This is a genomic window from Nitrospirota bacterium (assembly GCA_016194305.1).
Lineage (GTDB): Bacteria > Nitrospirota > Nitrospiria > JACQBW01 > JACQBW01 > JACQBW01.
Map to the genome: position 1 here is coordinate 1 of JACQBW010000001.1, position 20,801 is coordinate 20,801.

The window sequence follows — 20,801 nt, forward strand, 5'->3', positions numbered from 1 at the left end:
CTTCACTTGTTTCAATTGAAGATTTTCTAAAAATAGACCTGAGAGCAGGAAAAATTATATCGGCGGAAAGAGTCCCAAAATCAGACAAACTATTAAAACTTCAAATCGATTTGGGCAGCGAAATCCGTCAGGTTGTTGCAGGCATCGGCAAACGGTATTCCCCGGAAGAATTAATCGGACTGACCATCATCGTTGTGGCCAATCTGAATCCGGCAAAACTGATGGGAGTAGAATCAAACGGCATGATACTGGCTGCGGGAGGTAAAGAAGTCAGTTCCCTCGCTTCTTTTTTGTCGGAAGTCGACCCGGGAGCAAAGATAAAATAGGCAGGCTTCCCGTATTTCAGAACGAGATTAATGCGTTTCTTCGAGCTTGATCCCTTTGACGATTTCTCCCTTTTTGCCAAAGGGACCCAGAGCTTTTCCATTGAGAGTAAGTTGCACCCCTCCGGCATTCCCGATATTCAGAAGAAATCTCTTGTCGGCCTCAAGCGTAATTTTGTCTTCGGGATGCAGTGAAAACTCCTTCGTGATCCCATCGTCCACCACCACACTGATCCAGGATCGCTCTGTGGCCTGAACCGTGAGCCGGAGGACCGGTCCTTTTGGAACAGGTTTGTCTGTTTTCTCAACAAACGATCCTCCGAAAGAAGACGAGGTGGCTGTCGCCGGGGCGACCGCCTCGGGAACGGCCGGGCTTGTTATTTTTGAAGAAAGGGCTTCTTCCTCTTTCAATTGAGTTTCCACATTATTTCGCTTGGCAAACAGAATAACCCCGCCGAGAACAATCACGGTACCGATGAGAAGATTAAAGAGAAAGCTCCGGCGGAATCCTCTTCTGGTTTCGTACAATGACTTGATTTTATCGAGCTGAATATTCGGCCAGCTATGCGGCGGTTCTTCTCTCCCTGTCACCTGATTTTCGGCCATTGCCGGATTCATGGTCTCATGGCTAAATTTCCATTGTTGAAACCTTTCAAGCATTTCCATCTCGCTCAAACCCAGTACTTTGGCGTAAGACCGGAGAAATCCCTTTATAAATACTTCGTTGGGTAACAATGAAAATTCTTCATTTTCCAGATACTCCAAATAGGCCAAACTTATCTTTGTTTTGGATGAAATATCTTGAAGGGTAAATCCAAGCTGTTCCCTGATTTTTTTCAGGTAATTTCCAATGCTCTCTCTCTTATCGTCGTCTTTCAAGGTATTTTTTTGCCTCCTTTGCCAATTCGCTTTCTGGAACGAGAGAAACTACTTTCTTAAATTCGTCTTCTGCTTTTGGATAGACCTTCTCCTTCCAGAAGAGTTCTCCTATCTTGAAGTGGGTCAGAGGATCTTCAGGAAACAGTTTGGAAGACTCTTCAAACGAACGCAAAGCCGATTTTTCATCGCCATTCTTCAGATAGACTTCTCCAAGAGAACGGTGCGCCAATGCATATCCGGGTTCAATGTTAATCGCTTCCTGAAATTCATTGATGGCTTCCTGAAATTTCTTCTGCTTCATATAAATTCCGCCGATATTAAAATGTACATACTGGGGAGTCTGATAAAGCTTGTTTCTTAATGCTTTTTGATAATACTTGAGCGCGGAATCCAGATCTCCTTTTGCCTCGTAGACCGTTCCCGCGTAATTATAGGCCTCGGAATAGCCGGGATCAATTTTAACAACCCGCTCAAACTCGGCTAGAGCTTCCGTGTTCTTCTTTTGAATATAATAGATATGTCCCAGTGCGTAATGGGCCAGCTTATCGCCAGGATTCAGCTCAATGGCTTTTTGAAATTCAAGAAAGGCGCCTTGAATCGCGTTATCATTTAAATAGGAAATCCCGAGTTTATAATGCGCGGACCCCTCTTTTTCCTTGCTGACCGTCGGACCGGAAGTTGCGCATCCCAGGAAGAACAGAAGCAATATGCCTGCACCCATACCAGTTTTTTTCATTAATTCAGCCTCAGGGTATCTCAAAATGGGTTAGTTCCTTAAATGCCGATGACCGGGCCGCTATTTCATCCTGTGTCAAGTCTCGAATGCGATCGAGACTGAAAGCTTCCACATTAAAAGAAGCCATTACGGAGCCGTATATGATCGCTCTTCGAAGATGGCGGTCATCAAATACACGTGATTTGGACAAATACCCCATCACACCTCCCGCAAACGTATCTCCCGCACCGGTCGGATCAAATATTTTCTCAAGGGGAAAAGCCGGAACTGCAAAAATGGTTTTCCCGTTAAACATGAGTGCTCCGTATTCACCTCTCTTAATGATGAGTGTTTTTGGTCCCATGGCGAGAATCATCCTCGCCGCATTGACGAGATTTGCTTCACCGGCCAGTTGTCTTGCCTCTCCATCGTTAATGAGAAGAAGATCGACTTTCTTAAGGATTCTAAGGAGGGCGCTTTTCTTCCCTTCGATCCAGTAATTCATGGTATCGCAGGCGACCCATTTCGGTTTACGGACCTGTTCCAAAACATCGTACTGGAGTTCAGGGTCGATATTGGCCAAAAATACGATTTCGGCATCTCGATAGCCCGGTGGCAGGTCCGGTTTAAACGACTGAAATACATTGAGGTGCGTTTCAAGTGTTTTGGCCTCATTGAGGGCATAGCCATATTCTCCCTTCCATCGAAATGTCTTCCCTTCCACTTTCTGAAGGCCATCCAGGTTGACCCCTCTTTTTCTGAGAAAAGCGAGGTGTTCTTCTGGAAAATCGTTGCCGACGACGGCTACCAGATTCACGGGAGTAAAGTAGCTGGCTGAAGTGGCAAAAAACGTCGCAGAACCTCCCAAAGCATTTTCAACCGAACCAAAGGGCGTTTTGACGGTATCGAAAGCTACGGAACCAATTACGAGTAGACTCATCCAGGTGTTTTCCTTTTTATAAATATTTCTGAATCAGAGGATTCAGCTTCTTTTTAAGGTGAACCGTTATCTTCTTTTTCGAAGTAATGATGGCGTTCTTTAAAGCGGTGACACAGGTACATTTTCGCTCCCTGTCCAGCCCGGGAATCGCTTTTCTAATCAGGTTTTTGGATAACACGACATTTTGATTCAGAATCTTGATGACGCTCTCCACATTGACATGAGCCTCTTCTTCATGCCAACAATCGTAGTCGGTGGCCAGTGCGATCGTCGAGTAACAAATTTCGGCCTCCCTGGAGAGCTTCGCTTCCGTCACATTCGTCATTCCGATAATATCGACTCCCCATTTTCGGTAAATCAGTGATTCTGCTTTACTGGAAAATTGAGGGCCTTCCATGCACAGATAGGTTCCTCCCCAATGTATCTGGGCACCGATCTGCTGTCCCGCATGAAAAAGCGACTTCGAAAGTTCCGGGCAGATGGGATGGGCGAACGAGACATGCGCCACAACGCCTTCTCCAAAAAAAGTGCTTCTTCGCTGTTTCGTATGATCAAAAAACTGATCGGGAATAACAAGATGGCCCGGCTCAATCACTTCCTTCATGCTTCCCACCGCGCTGACCGAAATGATTCTTTCCACTCCAAGCATTTTCATGCCAAAGATATTTGCCCGATAATTGATCTCTGAAGGAAGCCACTTATGTCCCTCTCCATGTCGGGCCAGAAATGCGACGCGTTGACCCTCCAGATTTCCGGTAACATAGGGACCTGAAGGAGATCCAAACGGCGTTTTAAGCGTGATTTTTTTTATCCCGGTCATCCCCTCCATGTCATAAAGACCGCTGCCGCCAATCACGCCTAATTTAACGTTCGATTTTCCAATAGCCAAAGCTTTGCCCTTTTTCCTTTCCATCCCGTTCACCCGCTCCTTCAATTTCAGGATTGTAAAACACTCTTAATTTCTGAAATAGACGATTTTTCGTCCTGCTCTTTCAGAGCCTGAACCTCTTTTTGCGGTACAATCGAAACGATCGCATGTTTGTAAATCAGTTCCTGATGATCGTTCTTCAAAAATATCGAAAAACTGTCGAACCCCTTTATGGTTCCCTGAATGACGACCCCATTAATCAAATGAACGGTAACAATAATTTTTTCTTTTCGAATCTGGTTAAGAAACATATCTTGTAAATTCATACGTGCTTTATTCCTTCCTGAAATGATTGATTGCCTGCTTCAACGACTCTGACAGTTTTGTGTGAAGAACAATTCCTGACGAAACTGTCTGACCCATTCGCCTGTTTGATCCTGATCTAACCATTGAATATTCCGATCCTTATTAAACCAAGTCATCTGTCGTTTGGCATAATTCCTGGTCTCTTGTTTGATCAGCTGAATCGCCTGTGGCCGCGAATATGACCCTTTGAGAAATGCACTGAGGGTATCATAACCGAGGCTGCGCATTGCAGGAAGCTTTTCATGATATCCGTTTTTTATTAAACTTTCCACTTCTTCAATCCACCCATCTCGAATCATCTGATCCACTCTGGCCTCAATACGTCGATAAAGTGCGTTTCGCTCAATTCTTAAACCAATAATCCGAAAAGGGCGAGTTCCCACACGAAACCGGTGTTCGGAGTGAAAGGAGGAAAGGGGCCTTCCCGTCAAATAATAGACTTCGATTGCCCGAATGATTTTAGATAAATCATTCGGATGAATTCTTGATGATGAAAGAGCATCTGCTTCGCAAAGTTCCCGATACAAGACTCCCTTCGATTCCTCCTCCCGAAGGAGAAGGGTTTCCCTCAATTTCCGGTCGGCCGGAGGACCATCCCATAGTCCGTACAGGACGGCTTTCACGTACAATCCCGTTCCCCCCGTGAGAATAAAAGGAGGAGAGCTAGCTCTATCTGTTTCTCTCCCCAGAATTTCCTCTACATTTTTTCTGTATTCTCCAACGCTGTAGGACCGATCAGGATCGATCAGATCAATCATATGATGTTTAACGCGATTCATTTCCTGAATGGAAGGTTTGGCCGTGCCTATTGTCATTCCCCTGTAAATCAATCTCGAATCGGCGCTGATTATTTCAGACCCTGACTCATCGGCCAGTTCCATTGCCAAACGGCTCTTACCCGAGGCAGTAGGACCGACAATGACCAAGAGAGGAGAATTCATATTCTGCAAAACATTTTCTCCAGTTCAGTTAATCCTAAATGACGGGTAATCGGCCTTCCATGTGGACAGGTTGACGGATTTTCCAGTCGGGAGATTCCGGTAAAAAGAGCGGCGATTTCAGCATTTTCAAGCGATTGTCCCGCTTTAATCGCCGCATGACAAGCAATCGTCGCAAGGATGCTGTCACGCTTCGCTTTATCAGAAGAAAATCCCTGGAACAGGACGATCTCTTCAGTCAATTGCGTCAACAGGGATCTCATATCTGCTTTCAGGAGAAATTGGGGAAGAGACCGGACTACCACGGTATTTTCTCCATAGAAATCAAGCTCAATCCCTGTCTCCGTAAAAAGAGGTTGGTATTCTTTAAGGACCAGAAGATCCTTCAGGGTCATTTCGAAAGTGAGGGGGATCAAGAGGGATTCGGTCTGCTTGTCGTCGTTTTCGGATAGAGATCGATACTTCTCAAATAATATCCGCTCATGGGCCGCATGTTGATCAATAATAAGAAGCTCGTCTCCGGACTGGATCAGGAGAAACATCGAGCGGAATTGTCCTAAAACTTTGAAACAAGGCTCATGAATCAAATCTTTGTTTCTAAACAAATCAGGATCTGTTTCGGATTCAGGTAAGGGCTTGATACCGGAACGGATAATATATTCATTCTTCCCCTCCTTGATTTCAAAGGCCGTCATGCGATCCGGCGATATCATGCCTGCTATTTCCTTGTAAACAGGCTCATTCGATTGAGAGGAGAAAGCCCCTTGAACCAATGACCTCTTAACTCTCTTGTAAACCGATTGGTGAATAAGAGAAGAATCCGGAAATCTCACCTCCTTTTTGGAGGGATGAACATTGACATCCACCCGGGAAGGATCCATTTCAAGTAACAGAAAAAAGGCGGGATGTTGACCCTTCATCAGATGGGAGGAAAAAGCTTCATAGACGGCGTGGTGAATGACCTGATTTCGGATCGGTCGATGATTGATAAATAACTCCTGCATAGACCGATTCGGATAGGTGTGAGGCGGAAGCGTGACGTATCCTTCCATGCCAAACTCTGAATGATCCCCGTCCTGTATGGAAACCAGTTTCTCCAGTATTTCGCCGCCATAGATTTGATAAATGCGATCCTTAAAACTTTCAACGCCGGGAAGCCGAAACAATCTTTTATCGTGATGAATCAGTTCAAAACAGATTCTAAAGTGAGCCAACGCCAGCTGATTCACAACAGAAACAATCTGCGCCAACTCCGTTGAAGCGGAACGGAGAAACTTCTTTCTTGCCGGATAGTTTTCAAAAAGCTCCGATACCGAAATCTCGGTACCCGGAGCTCGTCCCATTTCTCTCTTAAACGTCATTTTTCCGGAAACCAGCTCCAGCTCTATTCCCCTGCTTTCTCTCGATTGTGTTGAAAGGTGAATACGGGATACCGCGGCGATACTGGGCAGGGCTTCACCTCTGAACCCAAGTGATCGAATCGAATCCAGATCTTCTTCGGACGAAAGCTTGCTGGTGGCATGCCTCTCAAACGCCAGGTTGGCATCCTCGGGAGTCATGCCGTCTCCGTTATCCGAAACAGAAATGAATCCCTTGCCGCCCTCCCTCACGCGGATGACGATTTCGGCGCTATTTGCGTCAATGGCATTATCCACCAGTTCCTTGACAATAGAAGCGGGACGCTCCACGACTTCGCCGGCCGCGATTCGATTGATAAGGGAAGTAGAAAGAATTTTAATCCTGGAAGACATGGGTATCGCTGGTTTCCCGTTCGATTATTTGATGGTTGTCAGTTTTTCCTTGGCCAGATTTGCCTCGTTGGACCTGGGATATTGTTCAATGACCTTTTTCAGGTAGGCTTTTCCTCTTGGTTTTTCTCCCATTTCGATATAGGCATAACCCTCTTTCAAAATGGAACTGGCCACTTTATCATGCTTTGGAAATTCCCTGGCCACCTTATCAAAATTTTCAATCGCCTTTGGATATTCTTTCTTGCTGAAGAAACTCTCACCCAGCCAGTAGTATGCATTAGGCGCCAGAAGAGATGCCGGAAACTGTTGTGTAAAATTCTGGAATCCCAGCAGGGCAAGATCATAATTTCCTTTAACATAATCGTTGTAGGCCAGATTATATGCCTCCTGGGGCGTAATCGTGACATTGGAAGGGATCGTGTTTTCCTGACTCTTACCGGGAAGAATCAGTTTACCCTGATCATCGGGCAGAGTATCTGCGGGAGCTGTTTTAGCGGTCTGAACTGATTTTTCCAAAATACCCAATCGACTTTCGAAATTTCCCATCCTGGAGTTCAGATCCGTCAAACGAAGCGACTGTTCCTCGGCCTTTTGGGAAAGATCGGATAAAGAATGGTTGTTCTCTTCAATCCTTCCCTGGACAGTCTGAATATCGACACCGATCTGATCCAGCTTCAAAAAAGCATCTCCCTGTTCCTTGGTGGTGGTCTGAGATTTGTCTTTTAATACCCTGTCATTGGCATCGAGTTTTAAATTGATCTGGGCCATTTTATCTTTCATCTGATCCAACTCCAGATGGAGATCGGTCAAATCGGATTGAAATGCACAACCCGCGCTGATCATTGCGATGCTGACCATAGCCATCGATTTTGAAATGATTTGAATTTTCCTTCTCATGGTACTCCCCTGAATATGAATAAAAGACCCTGCTTCAATGCCTGACCGGCGACCAGGCGGGATTTATAAAATTTCCGCTGCTTTGTGTAATCTTTTCGATTTCTGTTCCTTCCGAGGTCATCATATATAGACTCTGTCTCCCGTCTCGATTCGAACTGAAAGTCAGATGTCTTCCGTCCGGCGACCAGACAGGACATTCGTCATCCACATTGAGAATCGAAGAAAGATTCATTTTCCTCTGGCCATCCGCTGAAATCAGACAAACATGAAGTTTTCCATCCGCCCTGCACGTGTAGGCTATCCAGTCCCCTTTGGGAGACCAGGACGGTGTCGTGTTGTAATCTCCTTCAAAAGTGAGCCGTCTCACATTACTCCCATCCTGGTTCATAATATAAATCTGGGGCGATCCGCCCCGGTCGGAATTAAACACGATTTCTGCTCCCGTTGGAGAAAAGGATGGAGAAAGGTCATTGCCCTGGCTAAAAGTGAGCCTCTGCACATTCTTGCCCTCTTCCGTAGAGGTGAAAAGCTGAGTCTGGCCGTCAAGGCTTCTCGCAAAGACGATCCGTTTACCGTCAGGAAACCAGACTGCCGACAAATTCAACCCTCCGGAAGTGACTTTCCATCTTTTCGAGGTCGTGACATCCATAATCCAAATGTCCGGATTGCGGTCAATATACGAGGTATAAGATATTTTTTTTCCGTCCGGACTCCAGCGCGGAAAAAGATTGATCGTGTGATTCAAAGTCATGAGCCGGGCATTAAAACCATCGTAATCCATCCGGTAAATTTCTTTTGATCCTTTTGAATCCGAGACAAATGCGATTTCGGATTCTGCGATGCCGGGTTCCCCGGTCAATTGGAGGACAATCTTGTCCGACGCCCGGTGAGAAATCGGACGCAAATCTTTTATGGATCCGGCAAAGACCGTTTCCCAGATCCATTTTCCGGTTTTACCGTTAAAAAGGGAAAGGTCCATTTTAATTCTCTCCCCCTCTTTCTTCACTTTCCCGCTCAAAATAATTTCCTGACGCTCCCCCGCAATTTTTTTTACTTCGTCGGGATTGAGAGCCAACGGCAGGGGCATATGGGAGAGATCAGTCAATTGAAATGCAAGTGACCGTTTCAAATCTGCGATCAGGACTTCTCTTAAAGTCTGAAGCTCCTGTTCGAGGCTTGACTCTGCCTGAAATCCGAGAACACCCAATGGCGTTCTCGGAGATTCCATTCTTTCAATTTCGATGTGGACTTCACTTGCCAGAACAGGAATTTTCACAAAAAAAATAAAAAATGAAAACCACAAAAAAAATCGAACGATCATATTAAAATCTCAGTCATTTATGATCCTTTATTTTGTGAAAAAGTACAAGTAATTTCAACGGATAGAGATGGATAGTCCGCAGGGAGCTGGCCGAATCTGCGAGATTCAAATATCGCCCTCAGCGCAGCCATATCGAAGTAGGAATCTTTGGAACTTTTTACAATTTTAGGATTTTTGATGATACCGTTTTTAAGGACTTCAAACGAGACCGTCACTTCTTTCGGAGTTCCGTTGAAAACAGGAGGATTGAAGTTCAGGTCGACTGTTCTCTTCATTCGTTCAACATAGGTCGGATCGATTTCAGACAGAGGCGCGATGTCAACTTTTTGAGGTTCGATCAACGGCTCCGGACTTCCTTTTTTTTCCTCGATCCGGGGAGGCTCCGGAGGTTCAATTTTCTTTTGAACCGGTTGTTCCATATCCGGGATATTTTTCGCCTTGGAAGGTATTCTCTTCGGCGGCGGGAGAACTGATTTGAATGCAGGCTTGTTACGTAACGGGGGCAGCGAAGCCACTTTCTTGGGCGGTAGGGGTATTTGAACCGGTTCTATCTTCTTTTTCGATTCGGGTTGATACCTGGAAAGATTCACCCACTGCACCGAGAGCGGCTTCGGCCTGGCAATAGGATGTTGCCATTTGAGAGTTTGAAAGAGATAAAGACTTGTCATAAGCAGGAAATGGAACACAATTGAAATGTAGACCATCTGCTTCATGTGAAGTGACGTGAAAGTCATCACGGTTTAGGAATCATATTTTCTGATTCTGTCACCATTCCGAGTCGTTCAATACCTGCCTTCTTGATGATATCCATGACCTGTACCACAATGCCATAGGGGACATCCCGATCCGCCCTGAGGAACAGGTTCACATCGGGATTCTTGTCTTTAAGAGAAGTAAGCGACCTTTCCAGTTCGCGCAGCGAAACGATTCTGGAATCCAGGTAAATTTGTCGATCTTTTAATACAGATACCGTCTTTCCTTCCTCAGATTTGATCGAGTTGACTTCGGATTTGGGCAATTTCAGTGCAATGCCACGGTACAAAAGAGGAGCCGTGACCATAAATATAATCAAAAGGACCAGAACAACGTCGACCAGGGGAACGACGTTGATTTCCGCCATATATTTTTTAGGTTCATTGAAATTCATTTCGAGGCGGCATGAGATTGCGTTGAAGTCTTGGAATGTTCTTCAAAGAAAAGGATCAGCTCTTCAGAAAACCCTTCCATCTGAGAATCCATGATTCGCAGGGAATTCAAGAAATAGTTATAGGCGATCACAGCGGGAATCGCGGTCAGCAAGCCAGCCGCAGTCGCGACAAGGGCCTCGGCGACGCCGGGTGCGACGGCGGCTATGTTAGCCGAGCCGATCTGACTGATGTTCTGAAATGCATCGATAATTCCCAGTACAGTTCCGAACAGACCGATAAACGGAGAAATATTTCCGATAATGGCGAAATAGGAAAGATAGCTTTCAAGAGAAACCAGCTCCTCGTTCCTGATTGTTTTAAGGACCCGGCCGAGGTTCCTGAAGACGGGTTCCGGCGTTGTCTCATGCCGGATATCTATTTCAAGCTGATCAGAAAGAATCCCTTTTCGCTGAAGTCTTTTGAGAGAACCCAGGTATAACATCGCAAGAGGGGATTCCTTGTGTCGGAGTGCCCCCTTTTTCAATGCAACAGGGTCTTCGCCTTTTTTAAAATCATGAAGAAATAATCTTGTGGCCTTTTTGACTCGCGAAAATACACGAAATTTATAGAAAATTCCGGCCCATGAAAAGATCGAAAAGAAAAGAAGTATAATAAGGACGGTAAGGGTGATGTAAGAGGCAGTGAGGATTAAATCAACCAATATCTTCTCTGTCGGTAAACCTTATTCTCTAAACGGCTTCATTCATATGGCGGGGCCGACGAGGATCGAACTCGCGACCTCCGCCGTGACAGGGCGGCGCTCTAACCAGCTGAGCTACGGCCCCGAAATTCCATGATAAACAAGCGTCTAAAAACAGCAGTTAAACTGATAGGCGGAACAGGGATTGAACCTGTGACCTTCGGCTTGTAAGGCCGACGCTCTGCCAACTGAGCTATCCGCCCGACAAGCCCCTTAAAGGGATTCAGGAGTTCAGAGTTTTCAAAACCTTTTGCATCTCGAATTTAAATTCGATAGAATACTAACAATTTTATTTTTCAATGTCAATCTTAATCAAATTTTTCAAGGTATTTACTCCCATTTTGAGACCTCTCGCAATCGCTTTTATCTTTATATTTCATTTGTTTTTTACCCTGCCGGTACAGAGTCAGGAGGAACCCCGGCTTTCACCGGTTCCCCTCTTCACCAATTTTGACACCGGAGCAAATGTCCGGGCCCTTGCGATGGATGGCGAAACCCTCTGGATCGGGCTGTCAAACGGAATCATCAAATACGATACGGGTGCCAAAGGGGACAAAGACGCCTACGAAATCTATACAGTCCGATCGACAAACCATGCATTTTTGAGTAATGGAATATTCAAAATCAAAATTGATGACAAAAATAATAAATGGTTCGCGACTTACGGAGGGGGACTGGTTGAGTTCAACGGCACCCTTTGGAGAGTCTTTACTCCTTATGGCATGGGTTCCACAGATTATGGAAAGGGCTGGACTCAGTTTAAAGAGGGCCATGGATTGGGAGATCTTTGGGCTTACGACATCCATTTTTCTAAAGATAAAATGTGGGTCGCCACCTGGAAAGGGGCTTCGGTTTTTAACGGCAGTTCATTTCAAACTTTTTCGACACAGGAAGGCCTCCCTGACAAATGGATCTATGCCATTGGAGAGGAAAAGGATGGCTCACTCTGGTTCGGCACGGAAGGAGGCGTTTCTCACTACAAGGGCTCCCGCTGGATCAACTATAACCACCTCGATGGACTAGGCAGCGAGATCAAGGATCCTGTCCTCTCTTCTCACGATGAAGGGAGCTCCTATCACCATTCCACATCGGGTAAATTGATCATGACTTCCAATCCCAACTACGTCCTGACACTGGTCATTGACTCCGAAAATAATAAATGGTTTGGGACCTGGGGCGGCGGGATCAGTAAATTTGACGGGAAAAGCTGGAAAAACTACACGCAATCGGACGGTTTGGGAGGAAATTTCATCAATGCTCTGGCATTTGACTCAGGAGGAAGACTCTGGGCAGGTACCAACGGGGGCGCAAGCTACTTTGATGGGAAAATATGGAAAACCATCAATGAAAAGGATGGTCTTCTCAACAACAATGTATTCGCCATCGCGTTCGATCCTGCCGGAAATAAATATTTCGGAACGTGGAAGGGACTTTCCAAAATGGAACACTTTCCGTAACGAAGAAGATGCCGCTCAGGTATAAAGGGACTTCCCCCCATCCACGGTAAAAATCTGCCCGGTAATATATTCCCCTTTTGTCGCCAGATAAACGACCAGATCGGATACCTCTTCGGGTCTCCCATATCGTCTGAGGGGAATTTTAGTCAGCGGTGGGGGCGGAAATACTTTTTCAAGAATCGGATCAGGGATTTCAATATAACCTGGAGCAACGGCATTCACCCGGACATGGGGAGCCAATCCCTTGGCAAGGCATTTTGTCAACATAATCACCCCCGCCTTCGACACGCTGTAAGGCGTTTCATTGACCCAGGGCTGGACTCCTCCCAGCGAGGCGATGTTGATGATGATTCCTGAACGTCGATTCATCATATGCGCGCCGACTTCACGGGAACAAAGAAAGGTTCCTTTCAGATTGGTATCGATGGTCTTGTCCCAAATCGATTCCGTCAGTTTTTCAAAAGGTATTTGAGAGAAGATTGCGGCATTGTTGACGAGGAGATCGATGGATCCGAAATGATCCAGCGTTTTCTTAACCAGGCCATGAACCTGATCAGAGTTGGATACATCCGCTCCATAGGTCATCACCCGTCTTCCCATCTCCCTGATTTCGGATGCGGTCTTTTGTGCGGAGCCTTCGGATTGGAAATAATTGACCATGACGTCAAAACCCTCTTTGGCAAGAGCCAAACTGATATTGCGTCCCAGTCTTCTGCCGCCTCCCGTGACTAAAGCTGTTTTTCTCGCTCCTGACATGATTTTACTCACTTTTCGCTAGCTAATAATTTAATAAAATTTGCTCCGGTTTCAATCCCACCCGGATTAATTCCTCCCTGCTTTGATCGATCATCTCTTTCATTCCGACAAGAAGGGCGACGCACTTTTCAGGATCAGGAATGGCATCGGAAAAATGGGACTGAACAAAACCCGTTCTCCCCGCCCACTCTGAATCGGGGGTTGTGACGGTCAGGAAGACCTGAATATCTTTCTTACGCAGGTCCCGAATTTCGTCCCGGTAGCAGAGATGGGCAGGTGTCAGCGCACCATAGTAAAGGTGAACATACCGGAAGTCAGATCTTCGCCTGACAATGGAACGAAAAACCGAACGGAGCGGCGCAATGCCGGTTCCGACCCCGATCAAAAGAAGATGCTTCCCTTTGTATTGATCGATTGGAAAACCCTTTCCCTGGGGTCCCTCAACCCAAAGACTCTCTCCCGGCTTCATACCAACCAGCTTCTCCCCGATTCCTGCTGATTTCTTAATCAGGAATTCCAGGCTTCCTTCGTCTTCAGGCGCCGATGAAATGGCGAAATAGGCACCCTTGTCGACTCCGGTCAGGAAAAGCGTCACAAATTGCCCGGTCATAAACTTAAACGAATCAGATGGATTTTTCCATTCCAGTTTAAGATGACAGATCGTCCCGTCGTAGTACGGATGAATCTCCCTGACGCTCATCTCAATCTTTGCCATAACCGGCTTTCTCGAAGCGTTAATATTTGACGGATAAATTGCCGTTTGAATATAACATGAATAAAAGCAATTTTTCTACCCCTTGACTTTGGGAAATTCGGGATTACTGATAAGTACAAGGTGGAAACATTTCAAATTTAATATGGAGGAATCAAAATGACACTTATAAAATGGTCCCCTTTCAGAGAGTTGACCGCTCTTCAGGGGAGAATGAATAAATTTATGGAAGATCCTTTTCTCAGCCTGCCCATTGCCTTTGAGAAGGGTGAAGGAGTCGACTGGGTACCCTCGGTCGATATTTTTGAAAAAGAGAACGCCCTTGTCTTAAGGGCCGAACTTCCAGATATGGAAATGTCGGATATCGACATTAGCGTCGATGCCAATACGCTCCAGATTAAGGGAAACAGGAAACTGGCGCATGAGGATAAGAAAGAGAATTATCACCGTATTGAACGCGTCTATGGCGCATTTAGCCGTACTTTTACGATTCCGGATTTTGTTTCTCTGGATAAAATCGAAGCAACTTATGATAAGGGTGTCCTAACGATAACCTTGCCTAAGAAAGAGGAAGTTAAACCGAAAAAAATCAAGATCGATATAAAATAAGAACAGTCTATCGAGTTTAAATCCTGACCGATGACAAGGGGTGAATTGCCCCCGACGGACGCCTCCTTTTTTGAGCTCTTCAGAAGCGGATCGCCAGGCTGGTGTCGGACGCGGTCATGAACCCCTTATCGGCGGCTCAGGTTATTCAGAAATCAGCTTAAAGTCTTTGATCTCCTTTGCCATATAGCGCTTCATATTCTTCAGGATCTTTTCCTCAAGCTGGCGCGCCCTTTCTTTGGAAATATGGTTCTTTTTGGCAATTTCAAGGAGTGTTAACGGCTCTTCCGACAGAATCCGGGACTGAAGAATTTCCTGATCTCTTGCATTGAGCGTCTCCTGAAAGGAAAGGAGTTTTTCATGAAAGAGACTTTTTAATTCTTCGCCGGCAATCTGGTCATCCAGCATCTCCTCTCCTGAAGGAAGATTGGCTCCAACCGCTTCTTCGCTCTCGTCATGTGCGGGCGCATCAAGGGAAACCTCCCAACTCCCCATTCTCTGATCCATCTCGACGACCTCTTTCTCTTTTACTTGAAGCGTCTCCGCTAGAAGTTTGACGTCGGGATCGTAACCCAGGGCACGAAGCTTTTGTTTTTCCTTCTGGAGATTGTAGAAAAGTTTTCTTTGCGCCTGGGTCGTTCCCACCTTCACCAGGCGAAAGTTATTAATGATATGCCGAAGGATAAATGCCCTGATCCACCAGGCAGCATAAGTTCCGACCCGGATCCCCTTGTAGGGATCAAATTTCTTGATGGCCACCATCAAGCCAATATTGCCTTCCTGAATCAGATCCATGACGGGAAAAGAACCCTGCCGGTATTCCATGGCAATAAAATAAACCATTCTTAAATGTGAAAGGATCAATTTTGATATGGCATCCGTATCGCCCTGCTCTCGATAGCGTCGCGCCAGATCGACCTCTTCCTCGCGGGATAAAAAGGGATATTTCCGGATTTCAGACAGGTATTTTTTGAGCGGGTCAAAGGGAACAACACCACGATCCTCTTCCGCAACGGGATCTAAAATCGGTAGCCCGCTCATTTCATGTCCTTCAAGATCATCCATAATATGCACATTTTACCATATCCAAATGGTACGAATCGAAGCAAAAATGGGGACAATTTGTCTTCCCTCTCCTCCTGGGCTATAATAGGGCCATGAATTTAAAACAAGAGATCATTGATTTACTGGAATTGATCGGCACTTATCTGGAATTGAAGGGAGAAAACCCGTTTAAGGTCAGGGCCTTTCAAAATGCTGCGCGAACGATCTCGCTTCTTTCGGGAGATCTCAGAGAAATGATTCTAGCCGGAACATTGAAAGAAGAAAAGGGAATCGGAGCGGCTCTCTTTGAGACCATTCATGAATTCGTGACGACAGGGAGTTCATCGGTGCTCCAGTCGCTTGAAGTTTCAATTCCTTCAGGACTGCTTGAAATGAAAAAGATCGAAGGGCTCGGTCCAAAAAAAATCAAAGCGATCCATGAGAAACTTGGGATCACCACGATCGGAGAACTGGAATATGCCTGTCAGGAGAATCGCCTGTTGACGCTTGAAGGTTTTGGCCGCAAGAGCCAGGACAATATTCTGAAAGGAATTGAAAATCTTAAAAAAGGAAAAGAGTTTTTTCATTTTGATCAAGCGTGGACGGAGGCAGAAGCGGTTCGTAAACAACTTCACGCGACTCAACTCTTTGATGCGATTGAAATTGGCGGAAGTCTCCGAAGGCGAAGAGAGGTGATCAGAAATATCAATCTGGTTTCATCATCCCGCCAGCTGGAAAGAGCTCTGGTAGCGTTTTCTCAACTGTCCCAGGTCGAATCGATACGTTCTCACGAAGCAACACGGGTTTCGGCCGTCCTGAAATCCGGACTGGGCGTTGAGCTCGATGTCGTCTCTCCTGAAAATTATCCGTTCGCACTTCAATATCTAACCGGAAGCAAAGAACATAATATCCGATTGCAGGAAATTGCCAGAAAAAAAGGTTTCCTGCTCAGCCCAAATGGCCTATTTAAGGAAAACTTGCCGGTTTCCTGCCAATCTGAAAAGGAGATTTACTCGAATTTGGGACTCGACCCTATTCCGCCGGAATTACGCGAAGATCGCGGAGAATTTGAAGCCGCAGGTAAAAGGTGTCTTCCCCGCCTGGTCGAATCGGATGAGATAAGAGGAATATTTCACCTTCATACCACCCGCAGCGACGGAAGAAATACCTTGGAGGAAATGGTCAACGAGGCGGCCAGGGCGGGGTATCAATATGTGGGTATTTCTGATCATAGCCAGTCCGCGTTTTATGCCCATGGACTGAAAGAAGAAGATATCCGGCAACAACATGCCGACATCGACCGGCTTCAGAAAACCTTTCCCAAAATCCGGATTTTTAAAGGGATCGAATCGGATATCCTCGAAGAAGGTGATCTGGACTACCCTGAAGAACTACTCGCCTCGTTTGACTTCATTATTGGATCCATTCATAGCCGGTTTAAAATGACCGAAACAGAAATGACAAAACGGTTATTACGGGCGATGGATAATCCCTATTTGACGATTCTAGGGCATATGACCGGACGACTCCTCCTTTCACGCGAGGCCTATTCCTTCGACCTTGACGCCGTATTTCAAAAGGCGAAAGAGAAGAACGTCATTATTGAACTGAATGCCAATCCCCATCGATTGGATATCGACTGGAAAGACTGCAAAAAATTGAAGGAATATGGACTCCAGGTCAGCATTAATCCCGACGCACATGCGATCGAACATATTTATTTTACCGGGTATGGCGTAGGAATAGCCCGAAAGGGATGGTTGACTTCCAGAGAGGTATTTAATACTCTCCCTCTCGGAGAAATGGAAAAAATGCTCGCGTCACGGCGTCCGGTTCACGGTTGAACCACCTTTTTTGAATCGTTACGGGGCCAAATCGCGCTTTGCTTAATTTCAGTTAAGCTCTGACATAAGCATCTTGATAAGAGGGCTGGTAGCCGGAGGAAATGTAAATTCATCCATCCGGGATTTTTCTATCCAGAGATATTCGTCACACTCCAGCGCCTGACAGGTTCCGCTCTTCCATTCGCAGAAATAAAAATGAAGCTCTACCGTCCGATCAGGATACCGGTACGTGACCGCGATGGCCTCCTCCCCCACTTTGATCCCGATACCCAGTTCCTCACGGACCTCCCGGATGAGCGTATCGGTTAGCTCTTCCTTTTCATTCTTCTTCCCACCGGGAAATTCCCAGTATCGACCCAGATGGACATTCTTCTTCCTCCGCGAAATGAGAATTTTCCCTTCCTGGATAATGATGGCCGCCGCGACAACCTGAGTACTCATTTATCCCTTGATCTTTCGAGCCCCCAAAACATCCATTTGGGTAATGGTAATAACACAATCCAGACCCTTCTTCTGAAATTCTGTTTTCATCGCTTGACCAATGTCTTCACCCAAAGTACTCCGGTCCGTCACTGCAAAAAGAGTGGACCCTGCACCGCTGATCGAACAGCCTAAAGCACCTTTGGCGAGGGCCGCTTTTTTTACCTCATAAAAACCCGGAATGAGCTTTGCCCGAAACGGTTCAACGACCACATCAGAAATGGACCTTCCAAAAAGCGCCGGATCTTTGTTACAGATTCCGAGCACCATTGCACAACTGTTTGACATATTCTGAACCCACCTGCGCATCTCAATTTTCTTTGGAAGGATTTTCCTCGCCTTTCTTGTCAACAAAGGAAAATCGGGTGTCGCCAGAACAACGGTCAGTTCCTTTAAAACTCCAATTTTAATCACTTTTTGCTCTTCGGGACGTGCCAGAACAACCCCTCCATAAAGAGAAGCACCAATATTGTCCATAAAGGTTCCTCCGGAAACATACGTTTCGGCTTCCAATGAAAGGTGAAGAAGCTCTTCTTTGCTTAATCTGTCTCCAAAAAGAGCGTTCGCCGCAACGGCACCTGCAACAGCACTGGCGGCACTGCTCCCTAATCCATTTCCCGGTATATTCTTATGTATTCGCAGATCGATTGATTTGGCAATCCCGAGTCTTTCCAGCACTTTCCTGGCCGCGATACCGGCTGTGTTTTTATCTGCATCGTAGGGCAGTTTGCCGGAATCACCGCTGATCTCCAGAATCCGGATCCTCTTCTCTCTATTCTTGCCGGCCCAAACGGTGTCCCCTATCTTTTTGACCGCCATCCCCAGCGTATCAAAACCGGGACCGATATTCCCCACTGACGCCGGCGCAAAGACCCTGATTTCTTTCATCTTTACCTGTCACTTCAAGTTTGTCCAATAACGTCCGATCGTCCGCCTCAAATTTCCGGAACGATCAATTCTGTCGCGCCGATTATATCATAAGTTTGCAAAAAGAGCCGATTTTGAATATAATTAATGGAACCGGGAGATTTGAAAATGGAAACAGTCATTGAAACAGAAATGGTGGAAAAGGCGCTCGATACCATACGTCCCGCGCTGGCTCGAGACGGAGGAAACATTTTATTGGTCGGTATTGAAGGGGCCACCATTAAAGTCAAACTTGTGGGCGCCTGCCATGGATGCCCCAGTTCCGGTTACACCTTGAGACTCGGGGTTGAGAAAAGATTGAAGGAAATTATCCCGGCCATCCAGGAAATCGTCCATATCTAGTACTAATCTGCCAATCAAAAAGCAAGGTCTGTATTCTGCCTGTCACTCCCCGGACGCTTCTCCGTCCCGGCAATGTTTGTATTCGGCCATCCTTAACAGCAAGGCAAAGATTTCTCGGACGGATTCATTTCTTTTAAATAATTTTTGACTTCCATTTCGCGTCGTTCCTCATTCCACTCCAGTTTTTTTCCCATGATTTCGGAAAGTTCCCTCAGGACTCTCGGATCGGTCAACCCTCCCAGGGCAAGCAATGTGCGTCTTCGCAAGAAATCGGAGAGCGTCAATGCCATTTCACAATCCATGGCATAGTGAATTTCGGCAAAAATATTGGCGTATTCAGGACTGATTTTCTCTCCCAGCATCCGGTCCTTTTCGGCCCGATCAAGAATCTCCGGAGCCCGATTCCCGTATTGGCTTATCAAATGGATGACAATCGGATGTGCAAGTTGAAAACGGTCTGACCATCGCTGGGCATTTTTTCTGCGGTAATCCGGGAACGAGGTTCTGAATCTTCCACCATAAAGCGGTTCGGTCGCCGTTGAACATCCTCCCAAATCGGTTCGCGCCAGGCGTTTTCCGACAAGATCAACCACTTTTTCAGCGGTGCTGCGATACGTTGTCATTTTTCCTCCCGCGATGGAAATCATTCCGGAAGGACTTTCAACGATTTTGACCCTGCGTGTCACACCGGAGGGACGGGAGCCTGATATATTAAGGAGCGGCCTGACACCCGAAAAAATGGAAACGATATCCTCTTTTTTTATTAAGAGTCCGGGGAAAACTTTCCGTGTTTCTCCCAATAAATAGTTAACCTCTTCCGGAAGGGGATGAACGTCCGAAGGGTCTCCGGAAAAGTCCAGGTCGGTGGTTCCAATTAAAGTATTTCCGTGCCACGGGATGACGAAAAATATGCGGTCCTCTTCCTCAGGTGAAACAACCACTGCATAATCCTTCGATATTTCCGGAACAATGAGATGCGTTCCCTGCGTCATTCTAATCCGAACGGGCCGTTTATCCCCTCCCTTTTCAGCAATTTCCGTCACCCAGGGTCCCCCGGCGTTTACGAAAACGCCTCCATAAACTTCTGCGCTTCCCCCATACAGCTGGTCAGTCAGGACAACTGAAACAAGTCGTCTCCCATTCGATCGGAACTGGTCGGCCTGGACATAGTTTAAGACTGTCGCACCGTGAGATTTGGCGTCAAGGATATTTTCAAGAACCACTCTGGCATCGTTCATCTGGGAATCGTAATAAATCCCCCCCCCTTTCAATCCTTCGGACTTTAGACCCGGAATGCAGCGTAACATTTCTTCTTTCAGGATGACACGGAATCTCTTTTTATTTCTGAAAAGAGAAAGCAGGTCATAAAGCCATAACCCGGCCCGGATTTTCCAAAGAGGCCTCGGACCACGGTCGTAGACCGGAAACAGAAAAGGGAGAGGATGGACCAGATGCGGCGCAATCTTTTCAAGAATAAAGCGCTCCCGGAGCGATTCGAAAACCAGGCCGAACTCCCCCTGCTCGAGATACCTTATTCCACCGTGGGCAATTTTCGACGTCCTGCTAGACGTTCCGCTTCCGAAATCTCCTTTATCGACAAGCAGGGATTTCAACCCTCTCAGCGCGCCGTCTCGGACAATCCCCGCGCCCACGGCCCCTCCGCCAATCACAATGAGATCGAACTGCGTCTTGTTCAAATGGCTGATTCTGTTCATCGTTCGCAAGATATGATACGATTCCAAAAAGCT

Annotated in this window: 23 protein-coding genes and 2 tRNA genes; 5 read left to right on the top strand and 20 right to left on the bottom strand. The window is 46.4% G+C overall.

Going from position 1 to position 20,801, the window contains the following annotated elements:
* The coding region (gene metG, locus HY200_00005) for a methionine--tRNA ligase subunit beta (GenBank protein MBI3593321.1) at positions 1-326 on the top strand (326 nt) is incomplete at its 5' end.
* Between the two features lie 27 nt (positions 327-353).
* On the opposite strand, the gene HY200_00010 is transcribed toward metG, so the two are convergent.
* The 14 genes from HY200_00010 to HY200_00075 form a co-directional block, all read right to left on the bottom strand.
* Positions 354-1,202, bottom strand: a complete 849-nt coding sequence (locus HY200_00010) for a helix-turn-helix domain-containing protein (GenBank protein ID MBI3593322.1) — start codon at positions 1,200-1,202, stop codon at positions 354-356.
* Positions 1,186-1,938 carry a tetratricopeptide repeat protein gene (locus HY200_00015; protein ID MBI3593323.1) on the bottom strand — a complete coding sequence of 251 codons (753 nt, stop codon included), beginning with the start codon at positions 1,936-1,938 and terminating at the stop codon, positions 1,186-1,188. Before HY200_00015 ends, HY200_00010 begins: the two co-directional genes overlap by 17 nt.
* Before the next feature lie 10 nt (positions 1,939-1,948).
* Positions 1,949-2,857: a sugar kinase gene (locus HY200_00020; protein ID MBI3593324.1), complete on the bottom strand. Its 909-nt coding sequence runs from the start codon at positions 2,855-2,857 to the stop codon at positions 1,949-1,951.
* A gap of 16 nt (positions 2,858-2,873) precedes the next feature.
* A complete protein-coding gene (gene mtnP, locus HY200_00025; protein ID MBI3593325.1) occupies positions 2,874-3,770 on the bottom strand; it encodes an S-methyl-5'-thioadenosine phosphorylase in 897 nt (298 codons plus the stop codon).
* 23 nt (positions 3,771-3,793) lie between these two features.
* The gene (gene hfq / locus HY200_00030; protein MBI3593326.1) at positions 3,794-4,051 is read right to left on the bottom strand and encodes an RNA chaperone Hfq; all 258 of its coding nucleotides are present in this window, start codon (positions 4,049-4,051) and stop codon (positions 3,794-3,796) included.
* 39 nt (positions 4,052-4,090) lie between these two features.
* On the bottom strand, positions 4,091-5,041 hold the full coding sequence (gene miaA / locus HY200_00035) for a tRNA (adenosine(37)-N6)-dimethylallyltransferase MiaA (GenBank protein MBI3593327.1): 951 nt from the start codon (positions 5,039-5,041) through the stop codon (positions 4,091-4,093).
* The gene (gene mutL, locus HY200_00040; GenBank protein MBI3593328.1) at positions 5,029-6,780 is read right to left on the bottom strand and encodes a DNA mismatch repair endonuclease MutL; all 1,752 of its coding nucleotides are present in this window, start codon (positions 6,778-6,780) and stop codon (positions 5,029-5,031) included. Before mutL ends, miaA begins: the two co-directional genes overlap by 13 nt.
* A gap of 24 nt (positions 6,781-6,804) precedes the next feature.
* The gene (gene ybgF, locus HY200_00045) at positions 6,805-7,677 is read right to left on the bottom strand and encodes a tol-pal system protein YbgF (GenBank protein ID MBI3593329.1); all 873 of its coding nucleotides are present in this window, start codon (positions 7,675-7,677) and stop codon (positions 6,805-6,807) included.
* 34 nt (positions 7,678-7,711) lie between these two features.
* Positions 7,712-8,905, bottom strand: coding sequence for a Tol-Pal system beta propeller repeat protein TolB (gene tolB / locus HY200_00050; protein MBI3593330.1), 1,194 nt, complete (start codon positions 8,903-8,905; stop codon positions 7,712-7,714).
* Between the two features lie 110 nt (positions 8,906-9,015).
* Positions 9,016-9,732: a TonB family protein gene (locus HY200_00055; GenBank protein ID MBI3593331.1), complete on the bottom strand. Its 717-nt coding sequence runs from the start codon at positions 9,730-9,732 to the stop codon at positions 9,016-9,018.
* Positions 9,732-10,145, bottom strand: a complete 414-nt coding sequence (locus HY200_00060) for a biopolymer transporter ExbD (protein MBI3593332.1) — start codon at positions 10,143-10,145, stop codon at positions 9,732-9,734. Before HY200_00060 ends, HY200_00055 begins: the two co-directional genes overlap by 1 nt.
* A complete protein-coding gene (locus HY200_00065; protein MBI3593333.1) occupies positions 10,142-10,846 on the bottom strand; it encodes a MotA/TolQ/ExbB proton channel family protein in 705 nt (234 codons plus the stop codon). Before HY200_00065 ends, HY200_00060 begins: the two co-directional genes overlap by 4 nt.
* 47 nt (positions 10,847-10,893) lie before the next feature.
* Positions 10,894-10,970 (bottom strand) — tRNA-Asp (locus HY200_00070).
* 45 nt (positions 10,971-11,015) lie between these two features.
* Positions 11,016-11,088 (bottom strand) — tRNA-Val (locus tag HY200_00075).
* A gap of 138 nt (positions 11,089-11,226) precedes the next feature.
* On the opposite strand from HY200_00075, the gene HY200_00080 reads away from it, so the two are divergent.
* Entirely contained in the window at positions 11,227-12,342 is a 1,116-nt protein-coding gene (locus HY200_00080) for a hypothetical protein (GenBank protein ID MBI3593334.1), read from the top strand.
* Positions 12,343-12,357: 15 nt separating this feature from the next.
* On the opposite strand, the gene HY200_00085 is transcribed toward HY200_00080, so the two are convergent.
* Positions 12,358-13,098, bottom strand: coding sequence for a 3-oxoacyl-ACP reductase FabG (locus tag HY200_00085; GenBank protein ID MBI3593335.1), 741 nt, complete (start codon positions 13,096-13,098; stop codon positions 12,358-12,360).
* Positions 13,099-13,120: 22 nt separating this feature from the next.
* On the bottom strand, positions 13,121-13,813 hold the full coding sequence (locus HY200_00090) for a hypothetical protein (protein MBI3593336.1): 693 nt from the start codon (positions 13,811-13,813) through the stop codon (positions 13,121-13,123).
* Between the two features lie 156 nt (positions 13,814-13,969).
* Between HY200_00090 and HY200_00095 the strand changes: the two genes are divergently transcribed.
* Positions 13,970-14,419: an Hsp20/alpha crystallin family protein gene (locus HY200_00095; GenBank protein ID MBI3593337.1), complete on the top strand. Its 450-nt coding sequence runs from the start codon at positions 13,970-13,972 to the stop codon at positions 14,417-14,419.
* Between the two features lie 141 nt (positions 14,420-14,560).
* Here the strand turns inward: HY200_00095 and HY200_00100 are convergent, their stop codons facing one another.
* A complete protein-coding gene (locus tag HY200_00100; protein MBI3593338.1) occupies positions 14,561-15,481 on the bottom strand; it encodes an RNA polymerase factor sigma-32 in 921 nt (306 codons plus the stop codon).
* 92 nt (positions 15,482-15,573) lie between these two features.
* Here HY200_00100 and polX point away from each other — a divergent pair, with 92 nt between their 5' ends.
* Positions 15,574-17,304, top strand: a complete 1,731-nt coding sequence (gene polX / locus HY200_00105; GenBank protein ID MBI3593339.1) for a DNA polymerase/3'-5' exonuclease PolX — start codon at positions 15,574-15,576, stop codon at positions 17,302-17,304.
* 48 nt (positions 17,305-17,352) lie between these two features.
* Here polX and HY200_00110 read toward each other — a convergent pair whose 3' ends face one another.
* Positions 17,353-17,745: a (deoxy)nucleoside triphosphate pyrophosphohydrolase gene (locus HY200_00110; GenBank protein MBI3593340.1), complete on the bottom strand. Its 393-nt coding sequence runs from the start codon at positions 17,743-17,745 to the stop codon at positions 17,353-17,355.
* Positions 17,746-18,672, bottom strand: a complete 927-nt coding sequence (locus HY200_00115; GenBank protein ID MBI3593341.1) for a homoserine kinase — start codon at positions 18,670-18,672, stop codon at positions 17,746-17,748.
* Between the two features lie 147 nt (positions 18,673-18,819).
* Here HY200_00115 and HY200_00120 point away from each other — a divergent pair, with 147 nt between their 5' ends.
* Positions 18,820-19,053 carry a NifU family protein gene (locus HY200_00120; GenBank protein MBI3593342.1) on the top strand — a complete coding sequence of 78 codons (234 nt, stop codon included), beginning with the start codon at positions 18,820-18,822 and terminating at the stop codon, positions 19,051-19,053.
* A gap of 92 nt (positions 19,054-19,145) precedes the next feature.
* Here the strand turns inward: HY200_00120 and HY200_00125 are convergent, their stop codons facing one another.
* A complete protein-coding gene (locus tag HY200_00125; protein MBI3593343.1) occupies positions 19,146-20,777 on the bottom strand; it encodes a glycerol-3-phosphate dehydrogenase/oxidase in 1,632 nt (543 codons plus the stop codon).
* Positions 20,778-20,801 lie beyond the last annotated feature (24 nt).

Bases quoted from the DNA above. Each gene is read 5' to 3' on its own strand.
- HY200_00120 (MBI3593342.1), top strand. From the start codon at position 18,820: ATGGAAACAGTCATTGAAACAGAAATGGTGGAAAAGGCGCTCGATACC.
- HY200_00060 (MBI3593332.1), bottom strand. From the start codon at position 10,145: ATGAATTTCAATGAACCTAAAAAATATATGGCGGAAATCAACGTCGTT.
- HY200_00090 (MBI3593336.1), bottom strand. From the start codon at position 13,813: ATGGCAAAGATTGAGATGAGCGTCAGGGAGATTCATCCGTACTACGAC.
- HY200_00020 (MBI3593324.1), bottom strand. From the start codon at position 2,857: ATGAGTCTACTCGTAATTGGTTCCGTAGCTTTCGATACCGTCAAAACG.
- HY200_00115 (MBI3593341.1), bottom strand. From the start codon at position 18,672: ATGAAAGAAATCAGGGTCTTTGCGCCGGCGTCAGTGGGGAATATCGGT.
- HY200_00110 (MBI3593340.1), bottom strand. From the start codon at position 17,745: ATGAGTACTCAGGTTGTCGCGGCGGCCATCATTATCCAGGAAGGGAAA.
- tolB (MBI3593330.1), bottom strand. From the start codon at position 8,905: ATGGAATCTCCGAGAACGCCATTGGGTGTTCTCGGATTTCAGGCAGAG.
- HY200_00085 (MBI3593335.1), bottom strand. From the start codon at position 13,098: ATGTCAGGAGCGAGAAAAACAGCTTTAGTCACGGGAGGCGGCAGAAGA.
- HY200_00100 (MBI3593338.1), bottom strand. From the start codon at position 15,481: ATGGATGATCTTGAAGGACATGAAATGAGCGGGCTACCGATTTTAGAT.
- mtnP (MBI3593325.1), bottom strand. From the start codon at position 3,770: ATGGAAAGGAAAAAGGGCAAAGCTTTGGCTATTGGAAAATCGAACGTT.
- HY200_00015 (MBI3593323.1), bottom strand. From the start codon at position 1,938: ATGAAAAAAACTGGTATGGGTGCAGGCATATTGCTTCTGTTCTTCCTG.
- HY200_00095 (MBI3593337.1), top strand. From the start codon at position 13,970: ATGACACTTATAAAATGGTCCCCTTTCAGAGAGTTGACCGCTCTTCAG.
- polX (MBI3593339.1), top strand. From the start codon at position 15,574: ATGAATTTAAAACAAGAGATCATTGATTTACTGGAATTGATCGGCACT.
- HY200_00055 (MBI3593331.1), bottom strand. From the start codon at position 9,732: ATGACTTTCACGTCACTTCACATGAAGCAGATGGTCTACATTTCAATT.
- ybgF (MBI3593329.1), bottom strand. From the start codon at position 7,677: ATGAGAAGGAAAATTCAAATCATTTCAAAATCGATGGCTATGGTCAGC.
- hfq (MBI3593326.1), bottom strand. From the start codon at position 4,051: ATGAATTTACAAGATATGTTTCTTAACCAGATTCGAAAAGAAAAAATT.
- mutL (MBI3593328.1), bottom strand. From the start codon at position 6,780: ATGTCTTCCAGGATTAAAATTCTTTCTACTTCCCTTATCAATCGAATC.